The following is a 15,093-nucleotide window of genomic DNA, read 5'->3' as shown; positions in this document are numbered from 1 at the left end:
TTGTTCTACAAAGGTCAATAATAAGTATATACACTCTATCATTGTCCCTTGTAGACAGGCTATTTACGGCAGCCCGGTAGAAACGTTCAAACCTTATTATTGAACATATACAAGGAAAATAATTATGAAATTAATAAAAAACATATTAACAATGATCATTTTATTCGTCAATTACTTAGCCCGTTTTCAGTCTATTAAGTTTATTCCCCTGATGCTCTTTATGTACCTAAAGGAGATATTACCAAAATTTAGACTCTCAGCAAGCCACGGAAACCCCTTGCTGCATAGTAGGATTCTGCTCCATTGTGGTAAACAAAGACAGTGTCGTAGCGACAATCACAAAAGATAGCCCCACCAAGCTTTCTAATATTAGAAGGTGTTTTCACCCAGCTCGATGTTTTCAAGTCAAAGTTCCCAAGTTTTTGTAGCTCTCGATATTGTTCTTCTGTTAATATCTCTATACCCATGTCAACAGCCATTTCAATAGCGTTATTTTCTGGTTTATGATTTTTTCTTGACTCCAGCGCTTCACGGTCGTAACAAACACTTCTTCGGCCTTTAGGACTTTCTACTGAACAATCATAAAAAATGTATTCGTCCTTCTGATTATCAATAACAATAACATCCGGTTCACCACCGGTTCTTTCCATTTCATTTAGCGACCATAGTTTGTCTGGATTATTTTCTAATTTTTCTTGTACTTTATCCCATTCAAGTCCTTCATGGCGATTCATGTTTTTCTCAAAACGGGTTTTCAATGTTGTAAGTAATTCTTCGCGTTGTTCTGATGACAAATTCTCTTTTTCATTTTTCATACTAAAACACCTCGTAAAATAAAATAGATTCGTAGATGAATGAATTATATCAACTTTATGCAAATAATAGTAATTCATTTGCAGTGCTTCCCTAAAGGGAGAATATCATTTTCCCCTTATTTACAATTAGTAAAATCACATAGACCTTAAATTAACTGTTATTTTTCGTTACAATCTACAAGAACTAATAACAAATAAAAATCACCCCTTCCCTGTCACATTGACTAGAGCTAGGTGATATTGTTTTTAAGATTTTTTAATTTAAGTTCTAAAATGGAAAACCTTGCCTTCTTCCCATATAACTGAGTCAATTATTTTACTTTTGCAACTCCCAGTGCAAAATGGCTCCAAAGTATATTCTCAATTAATTCAGCTTGTGGATCTTCACACTCCACAATTAAGATTATTTCAGAATGTTTGCCCTTCAAGACCCTTTTATTCTTCTTTACAACTAATTCCATAAAAAGCCGAATAGCAAAGCCAAGAACAAACCCAACAAATGCACCAATCAGTCCCAAAAAAATCGGGCCCCAAGATAATTTAAAACCAATACTTGCTCCAAAAACTGAAAATGCGGTGCCAATCCCCATGCCAATATCTATTAACGATGTACCATCTGAGCGATGTATGGAATCAAAAATTTTACGTTCCTCTTTTCTATTATCAAGAGGTACGGCAAAGATACTTTCCTTTCTAATTCCTTGCTTTTCTAAAGTTGCAATGGCCATTTCTAAATATCCTGTTGTTTCAAATGTTGAAAAAAGCTGCATTTGGGATCACTTCACTTTTTGTCCTTTTAGTATTCGAAAAGCTTGGCTTTGATAATTCTTGGTTAAATGGCTACTTAGCTCTTTTTCGAAAAGCTTGTTATTCTCCACTGTATTAATATAGGCATCATAAGCAGCGAAACCATATAGTGAAGGCATAAAAAGGAGCCATTCTGGTTTTAAAACAGAGGTAGCATCTTTTACATTACCTTGTATCACAAGTAAAATACCCTCTGCAAAATGTGATTGATAATGAAATACAACTAACCATACGATGAGAAATATAGCCGTTAAAATCCTATGAATATACAGTTGCCCTAATCCAGGGATAAACATTGACCACATAACGGCAACAAGTGGATTTCGTTTATCTAGGTAGTTAATCTCTAATGCTCCAATCGAATACGAATTGAAACGATGATCCTCTCTGTCTGCCAAAATGTAGACTCTATTCATATCAACAGTTGTCCGATAACTATCCCAAATACCGAAAAGGTAAACGGGGATATACATAAGGAGCCACCTTGTGTTTAATACCTCTTTTGCCATGTCAAAATTCCCTTGAAAGGAATAAATCATTGAAGAATTAACATGTGCTTCAACATTAACAATAACTTCCCAAATAAATAAGGCATATCCTCGAAGATATTTAGATAAAAGCAAATGCCCGAAGCCAGGGAACGCTGCGGACCACCAAGCAATAATATAAGGACTTCGTAAATGCAGTTGCGTCGTACCTAAAATACTAACATGGGCTTTATACCTTCTTGCGGTGTTATCATTTATGTAGTTGTCCATTAAATCCACCTTCCGGATTTTTTACCATTCATCTCCATAAGACGTTACGATTATACCTGACCTTATTAAGCAAACAACTAAATTAGTGTAATCAAGAGATCCACCGATTTATCTGTATATTAAATTATCAATTCCATAAAATAATTTCAGAATAAGAAATGAAAAGTCGGAGGTAGTTCTTTTGAGTATTTTCGAAAAAGCAAAAAACAACACATTAACCGCTGCCGAAGTATCCGCTCTTTGGCTTCAATATTTGGGCGATAGTATGGCAATATGTGTTTATAAATATTTTCTTAACATTGTTGAAAACGAGGATATTAAACCTATTATGGAATATGCCTTGCAGTTAGCTGAGACCCATGTTACAAAAATCACCGATTTCTTAAAAAGTGCTAATTTCCAAATCCCAATTGGTTTTACAGAGAGTGACGTGAATGTTAACGCCCCTCGTCTTTTTTCTGATCAATTTTTACTTTTTTACTCCTATGTTATGACAATACATGGACTAACTGCTTATAGTTTAGCCATTACAAATTCGGAAAGAGAAGACATTCAAAATTATTTTTTTGAATGTACGGAAACATCTAAAAAATTGTTTCAAAAAATAATGAAATTGGCTAAAACACAGCCAAAATATGCAAGTGTCCCCTCCATTCCTTCGCCTCATGGGACAAAGTTTATAGAATCACCCGGATTCATTGATAATTTAATCGGAGACAAAAGACCACTAAATAGTTCGGAAATCACCACCCTTTTCTTTAATTCAACGAAAACTGGATTTGTCAAAGCGTTGAGCTTGGCGTTTAGTCAGGTGGCGGAATCGGAAGAAGTTCGTAATTTCATGCTGAAAAACATTAAATTAGCAGGAAAAGATGCTGAAAGTTTTGACTCCTATTTACAACAGGATCATTTACCAATACCTGAGAAATGGGATGCTGAGATTACTGATTCTACTATAAGCCCATTTTCTGATAAATTGATCATGTTTCACGCAGGGTTTTTAGTAAATGCGGCTCTTTCTTATTATGGTGCATCATTAGCTTCCAGTTTCAGATCGGACGTAATCTTAAACTACAGTAAAGTATTTACCCATGCTTTAGAGGCTGGTGCATTTTCTTACAATATTATGGTTAAACATGGCTGGCTAGAAAAACAACCAGAAGCGATTAACAGAGAATCTCTGGCAAAAGGAACCGATAATTGAGACAGCTAAATGGAGATATATTAGAGGGGTCAAAATGGTGAAAAATAATAAACTAATATTAATATTGATGGTGGTCTCTTTATGGCTCACCATTCCCTTGATGGGGAAAAATGCATTCAAACGATTTTTACCGGCGGGTATATTTATTGCTTTAGTTACAAGATGGAAAAATTCCATTGCCAAAAAAAGGAAATGGTGGTGGTGGTACGAAAAACTTCACCCAAGACTAACAGGCTCATTTCCTTTTATATGGGGTCCATTTATGATTGGTTCAATGTGGATTCTTAAATTAGCTTATGGAAAGTTTTATCGTTACCTGATATTAAATTTAGCCGTTGATTCGATTTTTGTATTTATTTTAATCGATAATTGGCTAATGAAATGGGGTATAGCATCATTGGTTCGAATGAAAAAAATTCAATTATCCCTTCTATTATTTATTGACTCATTGCTTTTATATGGATTTCAAAACCTTATAGAGAAAATAAAAGCACCGAAATTATATGAATGAGTGATTGAAGTGGAATTTAATATTCCCGACATTTCCACTTTATATTATTTTAATCCACTCTCTTTTTACATAAAGTTAGCACTAAAATCCACTATTTCAGATGATGATTCCAGCGATTTTTCTTTTCACCATTCTCTTTCTTGGAAACACCAAATCGAAAAAGCGGTCTTTCGTAAAGGAAAGGTCGCTTTTTACGTAAGAGGGAAAGCTAATGTAGGTTTGTATTGGCTGGGTTCTATTGTTAATAAGATTTTCTCAGAACGCCCATTATGTATGGGGAACATGTGCAAAGCAAAGAAACCATTATGAACGTGACAAATAAGTCAAGTTAGGAAAATTACAATTCCTGTCGTGCATGAACCTATCATTTCAAGAGATGTGTTTGAATAGGGACAGGGGGTACCTAGGATCCAACCAATTTTTTCATATTTTTGCAAACCATTTCCACTTAGGAAAACCTCATATCTTACCTCCTGGTTCGGTTGTATAATAGATTTTTACCTAGTTATAAAATACCTAAGTAAAAATAATTCCATAACCTCATTTATTTTAGAAGTGACAAACCTCCATTTTGCCTATAAATCAAATTACATTTTTCACAAAAAAATAACTTCAAGATAGAAAAAGCAGTCTAAATCTAGTAAGATATCCACATGTGATATTAGAGAAGGGGTTAAAAAAATGAGCGTATTAAACGTACAAAATTTAAGTCACGGTTTCGGTGATCGTGCGATTTTTAATAATGTATCTTTTCGACTTTTAAAAGGAGAACACGTTGGACTAGTTGGGGCAAATGGTGAGGGTAAGTCTACTTTCATGAATATTGTTACTGGGAAGTTGCAGCCTGACGAAGGGAAAGTAGAGTGGTCAAGAAAGGTCCGTGTTGGTTATTTAGATCAGCACGCTGTACTTCAAAAAGGTACGACAATGCGTGACGCTTTAAGTACTGCTTTTCAATATTTATTTGATGCTGAAGCAGAGATCAATGAACTTTATGCAAAAATGGGTGATGAAGGTGCTGATATTGATGCACTGCTTGCAGAAGTTGGAGAGCTACAAGAAACTTTAGATAGTAATGATTTCTATCAAATTAATTCAAAAGTTGAGGAAGTTGCTCGTGGTCTAGGATTAGACGATGTTGGACTTGATCGAGATGTAGATGACCTTAGCGGTGGGCAACGTACGAAAGTTTTGCTAGCTAAGCTTTTACTAGAAAAACCTGAAATCCTATTACTAGACGAGCCTACGAACTATTTGGATGAGCAGCATATCGAATGGTTGAAGCGCTATTTACAAGAATATGAGAATGCATTTATTTTGATTTCACATGATATTCCATTCTTGAACAATGTTGTTAACTTGATTTATCACATGGAAAACCAAGAATTGAATCGCTATGTCGGTGACTACGATAACTTCTTAAAAATTCATGAAATGAAGAAACAACAGCTAGAGTCAGCTTACAAGCGTCAACAACAAGAAATTGCTGATTTGAAAGATTTCGTTGCTCGTAACAAGGCTAGTGTTGCAACTCGTAATATGGCGATGTCTCGTCAGAAGAAGCTCGACAAAATGGAAGTTATTGAATTGGGGAAAGAGAAGCCGAAACCAGAGTTCAATTTCAAAGAAGCTCGTGCAAGTAGTCGTTGGATTTTCGAGGCTGAAGATCTTGTTATTGGTTACAACGAACCACTTTCTCGCCCTCTGAATTTGAAAATGGAGCGCGGACAAAAAATTGCATTCGTTGGTGCAAACGGAATTGGTAAGTCGACTCTTTTAAAAAGTATTCTTGGTTTGATTAATCCGATTTCAGGTAAAGTGGAACGTGGTGAGTATCAATACATTGGTTACTTCGAGCAGGAAGTGAAACAGTCCAACTACAACACTTGTATTGAAGAGATTTGGAGCGAGTTCCCAAGTATGAATCAGGCTGAAGTTCGTGCTGCTCTTGCAAAATGTGGATTAACGACGAAACATATTGAAAGTAAAATAGAAGTCCTCTCTGGTGGAGAAAAAGCTAAAGTTCGTCTGTGTAAAATTTTAAACACCGAGACGAATTTGTTAATTTTAGACGAGCCTACCAATCACTTAGATGTGGACGCAAAAGAAGAATTGAAGCGTGCTTTAAAGGCATATCGCGGAAGCATCTTAATGGTATCTCACGAACCTGATTTCTATCGTGAAATTGCGACTGATATTTGGAATTGCGAGGATTGGACTACGAAAGTATTTTAAATAAAGATTAAGGGGTACCTAATAAGTAAAATTTTACTTAGGTACCCCTTTTCTGTCTATTTCGATATTAATTTTGCAACAGCTTCTACACGTGTAGAATGCTGCTCGTAGATTTTCTATTTAAGCACTAATTGCGACACACACTCCACATGTGTCGTATGCGGAAACATATCAACCGGCTGTACTTCCAATGTCTGATATCCACCATCTTCTAATATTCTTAAATCCCTTGCTAATGTGGCAGGATTACATGAAACATAGACCACTTTTTTTGGTTTCATTGCAATGATGGTTTGTAGCAGCGCTTCATCACAACCTTTTCTTGGTGGGTCTACAACTAGAACATCTGCTTTGTTTCCTTCTTTATACCATTTTGGGATCACCACTTCTGCCTGTCCAACAGCAAATTCAACGTTGGATATTCCATTTAATTCAGCATTTCGATTGGCATCTTCAATTGCTTCAGGTACGATCTCAACGCCATACACTTTCCGCGCTTTTTTTGCCAAAAATAATGAAATTGTCCCGATACCACAATAAGCATCAATAACTGTTTCTTCGCCGCTTAAGTTTGCGTACTCTAATGCCTTTTCATAAAGGACTTTTGTTTGCTCTGGGTTTACTTGGTAAAACGAACGTGATGAAATCGCGAACTTAACATCACCAATGTAATCGTAAATGACCTCTTCGCCCCATAGTACCTTCGTCTCGTCACCTAGGATCACATTCGTTTTCTTCGAATTGATATTGAGAATAATCGATTTTACACCTGATATTTTTTCAAGTATTTCGTCAATCATTTTCTTTTTATTTGGAAGGTCTGCAGTTCTTGTTACTAGGACGACCATCACTTCACCGGTTACTAAACCGTGACGAGCCATTATATGTCTAAGTGTACCTTTATGCTTTTCTTCATTGTAAGCTTGAACCCCATGGCGTTGACATATTTCTTTTACTACACGAACCACTTCATCATTTTTATCTTGCTGAATTAGACATTCTTGCATGTCGATAATGTCATGGCTTCTTTTTTGATAAAATCCAGCAATGAGACCACCTTCACGTTCTCCTACTGGAACCTGCGCTTTATTACGGTAGCGCCACGGTTCGCTCATTCCTAGAACAGGATGCACCTTGACATTTTCTAACTTTCCGATCCGTGTCAGGACATCTCGAACTTGCTTTTCTTTTGCTTTTAATTGCCCCTCGTAACTTAGATGCTGAAGCTGACAGCCCCCACATTCCTTATAAATAGGACATGGAGCATCCACTCGGTCTGGACTTTCTTCATAAAGCTCGACCAGTTTTCCGAATCCATATCCTTTGTTAACCTTTAACACTTTTATCTTCGCTTTTTCACCAGGCAACCCGTTCGGGACAAATAGTGGATAACCTTCAACTTTTGCAACTCCCGCGCCTTCATGTGTCAAATCCTCAAACACAACATCTATAAAATCATTTTTTTGTACTGGTATCGTTTGGCTCATTTTTGACTTCCTTTAATAATATTTTCGACTCCACTCGTTCATTTTAAAATTCTACCACAAACGGGCGTGACTAAGAAACACTCCATTATTTTAGCACTTTAAAGCATTGGGGGACTGACCCCCAATGCTTTAAAGTGCTAAAAAGCTCGTTCGGTTGGGAACGAGCTTTGGGTGTTTATTTATTCGTTTTTGTTAGATTTCCAGTCGAGTGGGTGATCTTCTGGGCGGATTTTGTTGATTGGTACGAATACTTCTAGATGGCGGTAGAGGTTTTCGAATTCGGCTGGCAACAGTCCTCCAAATTCTCCATCTAAGTTTAATTGTACCTTTTCATTCGATGTTACTTTAATTCGGTTTGCTTGTGTATACACCACATTACTATCATTGATATGCTCGCCTCGGATAGCTAATGTTGCGATTCGAATAAAATCAGCAAGATTCGTTTTCTTCAAAATAAGCAACGAAAACAGTCCATCATTGATAGACGAATTCGGTGCTAATTTCTCAAAGCCCCCTACTGAATTCGTTAACCCGACTAAGAAAAGCATTGCTTCGCCTTCAAAAAGCTTTCCATCATATTCAATCGTAAAATCCGTCGAGCGAATGGATGGAAGCATCTCCATCCCCTTTAAATAATAGGCAAGTTGACCAAGCATCGTTTTAAGCTTACTCGGCACCTCATATGTAAGCTCTGTGATCCTACCGCCACCTGCAATATTAATAAAATATTTGTCATTGATTCGACCAATATCTACAGGGATCGTTTCACCTTTTACGATTATATCTGTCGCCGCTTCAATATCCCTTGGAATATGGAGAGCCCTTGCAAAATCATTCGTTGTTCCAACTGGAATGATTCCCAACCTCGGCCTGTATTCCTGCTCGGCTAACCCGTTAACCACTTCATTAATTGTTCCGTCCCCACCAGCTGCAATCACTAGATCGTAACGACGTTCCACCGCAATTCGAGCTGCTTCAGTCGCATCCCCTGCACCAGTAGTAGCATGACAGGACGTTTCATAACCTGCCATTTCAAGTCTTTGTAGAACCTCTGCCAAATGCCGTTTAAAAATTTCACGACCTGATGTTGGATTATATATGATTCTCGCTCGTTTCATACCCATCATCTTCCTATTTTCATTTTGTATTATTTTTAAAAATTTATGCCATAACATTCCAATTTCATTCTACCGCAAACCTCAGTCTGCGACAATTTTTCAGGTCCCGTCTAGGCACATAGTGTTTATTATATCCAATTTCTAATAGTCTATTTAAAAACACCTAAATTATCATATAACTTTTCACTGTATATAGCAAAAATTTATCTACATATTTTTACCAACCTTATTTAAGTCAGTTACGAAAAAATCCCTGCCTATGGCAAGGAGAATTTTTATTTCACCTTATTTATCTCCACTTGGTATGTATCAAAAATCGAAATATGATGCGTTCCTTTTCCAGATTGGTAAACGGCTGATTTTAAATCTGATGAACCATTCTCCAATTCATTTTGAACTTCAGACTTTTGTTCAGTAATTTTCCAGAGTCCCTCCTGTCCAATAATTTGTTGGACACTCTCCGCCTTCACAGTCAAATCATCATCCTCTTCAACATGAAGAGATACTTCGGACGCATTTTCAATACTCCAGTCACTTAATAACGTCCTTGGTTGTAAACGGATATTATTATTTCGTCCAATCACTTCTAGCTTTACATTTGAAGGAACTAATAAAGTGGCTGAAACAGTAGCATAGTAATCAAACGGACCGGTTTGACTCGGCAAGTCTTTCATCTCGATATACAAAGTGTCTCCATTCTGTTGGACATGTAAGAAATCAGTTGACTGATTGATCAGCTTTTCATTTTCCCTCATTACGGTTCGATATGTTCCAAACATGGACACTTCTTTATTTGGTGTCGCTTCAATTGTAATAGGATATTGTTCTGTTTTGACAACAATTCTTTTGATCTCGGCATCTACTTTTTGAATGAATGGTGGCAGTTCCATTGTTTGTTCCTGACTTTCCATTACATCCGTCACCTTTTCCATCAGCCCAGTTGAACTTAATAATACAAAACCAATTCCAATCATTCCAATGACTCCGACGAAAAAAATGCTCAAGAAATCATATTTTAGAAATGGCTTTTCATGTTTATTAAAAAATAGAAAGACAAGAATTTCTATTCCTAGCACAACTAAAATAGCTGGCCACCAAGCAATCATCATTTTGTATAGCTTTAAATTAAAGAACTGAGAAAATAATAAGATTACGCCTAAAAAAAGAAGGGAAGCCCCCATCGAAAAGGTTCCCACTCGCCATACTCGCATCTAAAGTTCCACCTCTCTATTTATCTTTCTCACACTTTTCTTTTACTGCCTAACAAAAGCTTTATTCCCCCACCAATAAGTAAGATGCAGACAACCGCGGTTTGAAAGTAGCGTTTAAACCAGTACACTAGGTCAATGTTGATGATGTCGTATAAAATAGGTGATAAAGCTGGAATAAATATATTTTCAACTAGATAATAAAGTCCTAATAGTAATAATCCGATTCCTACCCATTTTTGATGATTAATGAAGTATGAAATGAGTGGTGTGTCTTCAATTTCTTCCTTTCCGTAACGCGATGCTTTTTGTAAACCATCAAAAAAGCTATAAAACCAAATAATTGGAATAAGAAACAAAAAGATCCCTAATCGTAAAACATCTAAAATATAAATAGAAAATAGAAAAGCTGCCATCAGTTGCACTCCGCGGCGCTGGATTCCTAAATAAAGGTGACCCGCACCAGGGAAAATAGATAAAAATGTAGCAATGGCTTTACTCTTTTTCCCGTCTTCACGACGTGTTTCAAAATCTTCAAAAATGGTTCGATCGGTTAAGGTCTCTCCACGTGATTTTTTATTAAATTGCTGAATTGCATCAAAAAACCCGTATACCCAGATGACTGGGATGGCTGCTAAAAAGATGAGAAACTCCTCTCTGCTGGTTAGGGCTGTCACGAAAATAATCATAATCCCTAAACCCAAAAAGCTAGCTAAGAGAGTTAAGCCTCGATTCATTAGCCCAAGCTGGAAATGTCCTAAACCAGGGATAAATGAAAGAAGGATGGTATAGAAACGTTCCGATTCTTGAGGGGTATTCCCCGTATCGTTCACTTCAACTGCTATTTTTCGTTTCGAATTTTGAATTCCCATATCAATAAAGCTCATGAGATAGAAGATGACTCCAATTACTGAGAATGCAAGGAGCCCCTCTTGATGACTTGCAATGGCCAGCAGAAACGAACCAATTATCGGTACAGTTGTGGCGAATAGATAAAATAAACCTCGGAAGACTTTTCCTAAGTAAATAAAGCCTAATCCAGGAAAGAGTGAAAGTATCCCTGCGACGGTTGAGTTTTTCATTATTTTTGAGCCTCCTTATTTTGTAAATGAAATGAATCTATCCATGTAAATGTTTTTTCAATAATTTCCTCCGTTACAGATGGTGTTTGACCTAATACTTGCGGGTTTTGTACGGTGTCAGCGTATTTTGTAATTGATTGAAAAACGCCAGAGCCCATTAACACTAAAGTCATCGCTGCAGCTATTAAATAATGAAAAACAGATGATTGGTAGAAGGATTTTTTCGTATTCACCTTCTGTTTTTGTTTATTCAAATCTGCAATTTCAGCCATTATTCCATCTGTAAAATCGAAATCATTTTGGATAACTGGAAACTGCGTCGTATCCCCATCTAACACTTGCAAGTAACTCTCCAAACATTGGTCGCAGGAATAAAGATGGTTCTCATACTCCTCGCGGGTCGACCCATCCAATTCATTTTTCACATATTTACACCAATCTTCATAAGAGTAATGCGTTTTCATGAAAAATCTTCCTCCTTCCAATGCTTTTTAATCCAAAGTCTTGCTCGGTATAACTTCATTTCAATTGTTTTCACTTGGACATTTTGTTCTTGCGCCATTTCTTGATAGCTTTTTTCCGCTATATAATAACCGTATATAACATCTCTATAGTTATCTGGTAGCTCATGCAGCTTTTCGTGAACTTTTTTCCTATTCTCACGTTTGATTACTTCATACTCAATACTGTCAGTTGTTGTTATCAGTTCATTTTGCTCGTATTCTTCCAACACATTTTGCTGATGCCGAGCCTTTTTTCTTTTCGCATCAATAGCATGGTTTACAGCAATCCTCGTGATCCAAGTTTTAAAACCGTGATTCTCGTAAGTAGGGAGAGAGGTATAAATTTTTATCCACACTTCTTGTGCTGCATCTTCCGCTTCCTTTTGATCACGTACTACCGCAAAAATGGTCCGGAACACATCATTGCGATACTTTTCGATTATCAGTCGAAAAGCGTGATCATTTCCACTAAGAACCTTTTGAATCAAATGTTCATCACTAATCTCTCTCCCCTCCTTTTAGGGCTTCTCAACTTAATAGACGAATGAAATTGATGCTCCCCCTACACTTTTTATAAATTTTTTCAAAAAAACTTTCACTTATCATATCATTGATATATGGTAAAACAATGGTAGAAAATCAGGAATGCTATATAAGGAGAGTGTTGTATGAATTTACAAACATTATTTTATGATCCTATTTTGTCTGTCCAAGAGCTTAGCCCTGGATATGACGACCATGCAAGTGATGTTTGGCTAGTAAAAACTTCAAAGGAGGAAGTCGTAGTCAGAACTTCAAGGATGATAGAGGAGCCTGACAATGACTTTTGGTGGGGCTGCAAAAGTTTTTTCGGCATAGATCCTCGGAAAGTGTGGGAACTTGAAGATGTAAATAATATTCTGAAGCCAATCAGCTCGATTCCCGTTCCAAGTGTCATACATAAGGGGAAAATTGAACAGCGTGAACTGGTCGTTGTTGAAAAATTAGAAGGGACTGTGTTAACAAGTTTAATAGAACAGCCCGAATCTGTTCTTGAAAGCCTCGGGAAAGGTTTGGCTTCCATTCATCAGTTCCAAGCCAATTATGTGGGAAACCCTTCAGGTACTTTCCAGGTTCCATTAGAAAAATTTCATGAACATCTTATGATTGGAATGGAAGAGCATGTTTCAAAGTTTTATCAAGGGACAAGTATTGCGAACAAATTACCTGAAATGGTTGAAATCATTAAGCAGTTACCCCCTATCGATTACGCTTCCTTTGTTTTAATTGACATGGATCCGACCCAGTTTTTAACAGATAGTATGGAAGTTACTGGAATTGTCGACACAGAAGCCTATGTGCTGGCACCGAGGGAATTCGATTTTATCGGCTTAGAATATCTTTTAGATACAAGATCTGCTGAGGCCTTTAAGAAGGGATACGAAAGTATTCTGCCGATACCGAATCTATCAGAATATAGAAAACCCTATCGATATCTCTACCGTCTACTAGCCGTGCAAGGAAAAGTCGAAATTGAAAAATGGCTCAATCACAATATTTTCTTTTAACGCATTAACGTGCTGGGGGACTGTCCCCCAGCACGTTAACGCGTTAAAAAGCATGCTAATTTATTATATTAAAAGAATTATAAATTATATGAATTGAATAGTTATTTCCATAATTTAATATTGAAATCTGATAAATACAAGTGTTAGAATATTTTTTACATATAAATTATTATTCAATATGTTATTTTGAAAATCGAAAGGAGAAACAATATGACAAATGAAATGTATCAAATGATTGCTATTGGCATCTATATGGTCGGTATGTTGTTAATCGGTTGGTACGCTTACCGAAAGACAAGCAATCTTACTGACTACATGCTTGGGGGACGTTCATTAGGTCCTGCCGTGACGGCACTAAGTGCTGGTGCAGCAGATATGAGTGGTTGGTTGTTAATGGGATTGCCTGGAGGAATTTATGTAAGCGGTTTAGCTGATGCTTGGATTGCCGTTGGATTAACAATCGGAGCTTATCTTAACTGGAAAATGGTTGCCCCACGTTTACGTTCTTACACACAAGTGGCGAATGATTCAATCACAGTTCCTGGTTATTTAGAAAACCGCTTTAAAGACAGCACGAAGCTGTTACGTATTGTTTCAGGTATCGTTATTCTTATTTTCTTTACATTTTACGTATCTTCCGGAATGGTTTCTGGAGCTGTCTTTTTTGAAAATTCATTCGACACTAGCTATCTCACAGGACTTCTCATCGTTGCTGGTGTAACTGTGGCTTATACTTTATTCGGTGGATTCCTTGCTGTAAGTTACACTGATTTTATTCAAGGATTAATGATGGTTATTGCTCTTCTAATGGTTCCCATCATCGGTATTTTCAAAACTGGTGGTCCCGCTGAGACATTTGAAACCATTCGTATGATTGACCCTACTTTACTTGATTTCTTAAAAGGAACGACTGTTGTTGGAATTATTTCTGCAATGGCTTGGGGATTAGGTTATTTTGGTCAACCTCATATCGTCGTTCGTTTTATGGCTATTTCCTCTATTAAAGAAATGAAAAGCGCCCGTCGTATCGGTATGGGCTGGATGATTTTCTCTTTAATTGGTACGATTTTTACCGCTTTTGTTGGGCTAGCTTTCTTCAAACAAAATCCTGAATTAACACTTAAAAACCCTGAAGCGATTTTCATCGAGTTAGGTCAAATCTTTTTCCATCCATTAGTTGGAGGTTTCATTTTAGCTGCAGTACTTGCTGCTATTATGAGTACAGTCGCTTCACAATTAATCGTAACATCTAGTGCCTTGGTTGAAGATTTATATAAAGTTCTTTTCCGTAAAGATGCTAAAGATAAAGAGCTTGTTTTCTTAGGAAGAATGGCTGTTCTTGCAGTTTCCGTCATTGCCGCATTATTAGCCCTACAGGAAAATAGTACAATCCTAGATTTAGTAGCCTATGCATGGGCAGGATTTGGTGCTGCATTCGGACCAATTATCATTCTAAGCTTGTACTGGAAAAAGATGACGAACTGGGGTGCGATTTTCGGAATGATCGTCGGTGCTGTTACCGTTATCGTTTGGAAAAATGTCGGTCTTGGCGACACACTCTATGAAATCGTTCCTGGTTTCGCATTTAACCTCATCGTTTCCGTTGTTGTCAGTATGATCACTTATAAAAAGAATGAAGTGATTGAAAAAGAATTCGATGAGTCTGTAAGAATGTTAAAGAATGAATAAATGAAAAAAAATGGATGGTGCCTAGTATAGTAAATAGGTCAAATAAATAGAAAAAGGCCACCGTTTTCATTGTAAAATGGAAGTACCTATCACAGAACTTCCAATATTACTACCCTAACCAAGGAGATG

Annotated in this window: 15 protein-coding genes and 1 riboswitch; of the genes, 6 read left to right on the top strand and 9 right to left on the bottom strand. The window is 36.9% G+C overall.

Annotated elements, in window-relative coordinates; translation table 11 throughout:
- Positions 1-31 precede the first annotated feature (31 nt).
- A riboswitch (purine riboswitch) is annotated at positions 32-133 on the bottom strand.
- 115 nt (positions 134-248) lie between these two features.
- The 3 genes from ACFSO7_RS22035 to ACFSO7_RS22025 form a co-directional block, all read right to left on the bottom strand.
- On the bottom strand, positions 249-815 hold the full coding sequence (locus ACFSO7_RS22035) for a DUF4256 domain-containing protein (protein WP_377879593.1): 567 nt from the start codon (positions 813-815) through the stop codon (positions 249-251).
- 311 nt (positions 816-1,126) lie between these two features.
- Complete coding sequence (locus ACFSO7_RS22030) at positions 1,127-1,585, bottom strand: hypothetical protein (protein ID WP_377879592.1); 459 nt, start codon at positions 1,583-1,585, stop codon at positions 1,127-1,129.
- Between the two features lie 6 nt (positions 1,586-1,591).
- Positions 1,592-2,380, bottom strand: a complete 789-nt coding sequence (locus ACFSO7_RS22025; RefSeq protein WP_377879591.1) for a hypothetical protein — start codon at positions 2,378-2,380, stop codon at positions 1,592-1,594.
- A 181-nt stretch (positions 2,381-2,561) separates the two neighbouring features.
- Between ACFSO7_RS22025 and ACFSO7_RS22020 the strand changes: the two genes are divergently transcribed.
- The 4 genes from ACFSO7_RS22020 (at position 2,562) to ACFSO7_RS22005 (ending at position 6,330) form a co-directional block, all read left to right on the top strand.
- Entirely contained in the window at positions 2,562-3,584 is a 1,023-nt protein-coding gene (locus ACFSO7_RS22020; protein ID WP_377879590.1) for a DUF3231 family protein, read from the top strand.
- Positions 3,585-3,618: 34 nt separating this feature from the next.
- Positions 3,619-4,095: a hypothetical protein gene (locus ACFSO7_RS22015; RefSeq protein ID WP_377879589.1), complete on the top strand. Its 477-nt coding sequence runs from the start codon at positions 3,619-3,621 to the stop codon at positions 4,093-4,095.
- A 9-nt stretch (positions 4,096-4,104) separates the two neighbouring features.
- Positions 4,105-4,404: a hypothetical protein gene (locus ACFSO7_RS22010; RefSeq protein ID WP_377879588.1), complete on the top strand. Its 300-nt coding sequence runs from the start codon at positions 4,105-4,107 to the stop codon at positions 4,402-4,404.
- Positions 4,405-4,776: 372 nt separating this feature from the next.
- Positions 4,777-6,330, top strand: a complete 1,554-nt coding sequence (locus ACFSO7_RS22005; RefSeq protein WP_377879587.1) for an ABC-F family ATP-binding cassette domain-containing protein — start codon at positions 4,777-4,779, stop codon at positions 6,328-6,330.
- A gap of 116 nt (positions 6,331-6,446) precedes the next feature.
- Here the strand turns inward: ACFSO7_RS22005 and rlmD are convergent, their stop codons facing one another.
- The 6 genes from rlmD to ACFSO7_RS21975 form a co-directional block, all read right to left on the bottom strand.
- The gene (gene rlmD / locus ACFSO7_RS22000; RefSeq protein WP_377879586.1) at positions 6,447-7,817 is read right to left on the bottom strand and encodes a 23S rRNA (uracil(1939)-C(5))-methyltransferase RlmD; all 1,371 of its coding nucleotides are present in this window, start codon (positions 7,815-7,817) and stop codon (positions 6,447-6,449) included.
- Between the two features lie 179 nt (positions 7,818-7,996).
- Complete coding sequence (locus tag ACFSO7_RS21995) at positions 7,997-8,935, bottom strand: diacylglycerol kinase (protein ID WP_377879585.1); 939 nt, start codon at positions 8,933-8,935, stop codon at positions 7,997-7,999.
- A gap of 275 nt (positions 8,936-9,210) precedes the next feature.
- The gene (locus ACFSO7_RS21990) at positions 9,211-10,146 is read right to left on the bottom strand and encodes a hypothetical protein (RefSeq protein ID WP_377879584.1); all 936 of its coding nucleotides are present in this window, start codon (positions 10,144-10,146) and stop codon (positions 9,211-9,213) included.
- Positions 10,147-10,175: 29 nt separating this feature from the next.
- The gene (locus ACFSO7_RS21985) at positions 10,176-11,225 is read right to left on the bottom strand and encodes a hypothetical protein (protein WP_377879583.1); all 1,050 of its coding nucleotides are present in this window, start codon (positions 11,223-11,225) and stop codon (positions 10,176-10,178) included.
- Positions 11,225-11,689: an anti-sigma factor gene (locus ACFSO7_RS21980; RefSeq protein ID WP_377879582.1), complete on the bottom strand. Its 465-nt coding sequence runs from the start codon at positions 11,687-11,689 to the stop codon at positions 11,225-11,227. Before ACFSO7_RS21980 ends, ACFSO7_RS21985 begins: the two co-directional genes overlap by 1 nt.
- Positions 11,686-12,216 (bottom strand): RNA polymerase sigma factor, encoded by a 531-nt coding sequence (locus tag ACFSO7_RS21975; protein WP_377879581.1) that lies wholly within the window; start codon positions 12,214-12,216, stop codon positions 11,686-11,688. Before ACFSO7_RS21975 ends, ACFSO7_RS21980 begins: the two co-directional genes overlap by 4 nt.
- Before the next feature lie 180 nt (positions 12,217-12,396).
- Between ACFSO7_RS21975 and ACFSO7_RS21970 the strand changes: the two genes are divergently transcribed.
- Positions 12,397-13,275 (top strand): phosphotransferase, encoded by an 879-nt coding sequence (locus tag ACFSO7_RS21970; protein WP_377879580.1) that lies wholly within the window; start codon positions 12,397-12,399, stop codon positions 13,273-13,275.
- A gap of 210 nt (positions 13,276-13,485) precedes the next feature.
- The gene (gene putP, locus ACFSO7_RS21965) at positions 13,486-14,964 is read left to right on the top strand and encodes a sodium/proline symporter PutP (RefSeq protein WP_377879579.1); all 1,479 of its coding nucleotides are present in this window, start codon (positions 13,486-13,488) and stop codon (positions 14,962-14,964) included.
- The last annotated feature ends 129 nt before the right edge of the window (positions 14,965-15,093 follow it).

Source organism: Bacillus sp. CGMCC 1.16607 (assembly GCF_042683745.1).
In the GTDB taxonomy this organism is placed as follows: Bacteria; Bacillota; Bacilli; order Bacillales; family Cytobacillaceae; genus Pseudoneobacillus.
This window is presented reverse-complemented; position numbering and strand designations above follow the sequence as displayed.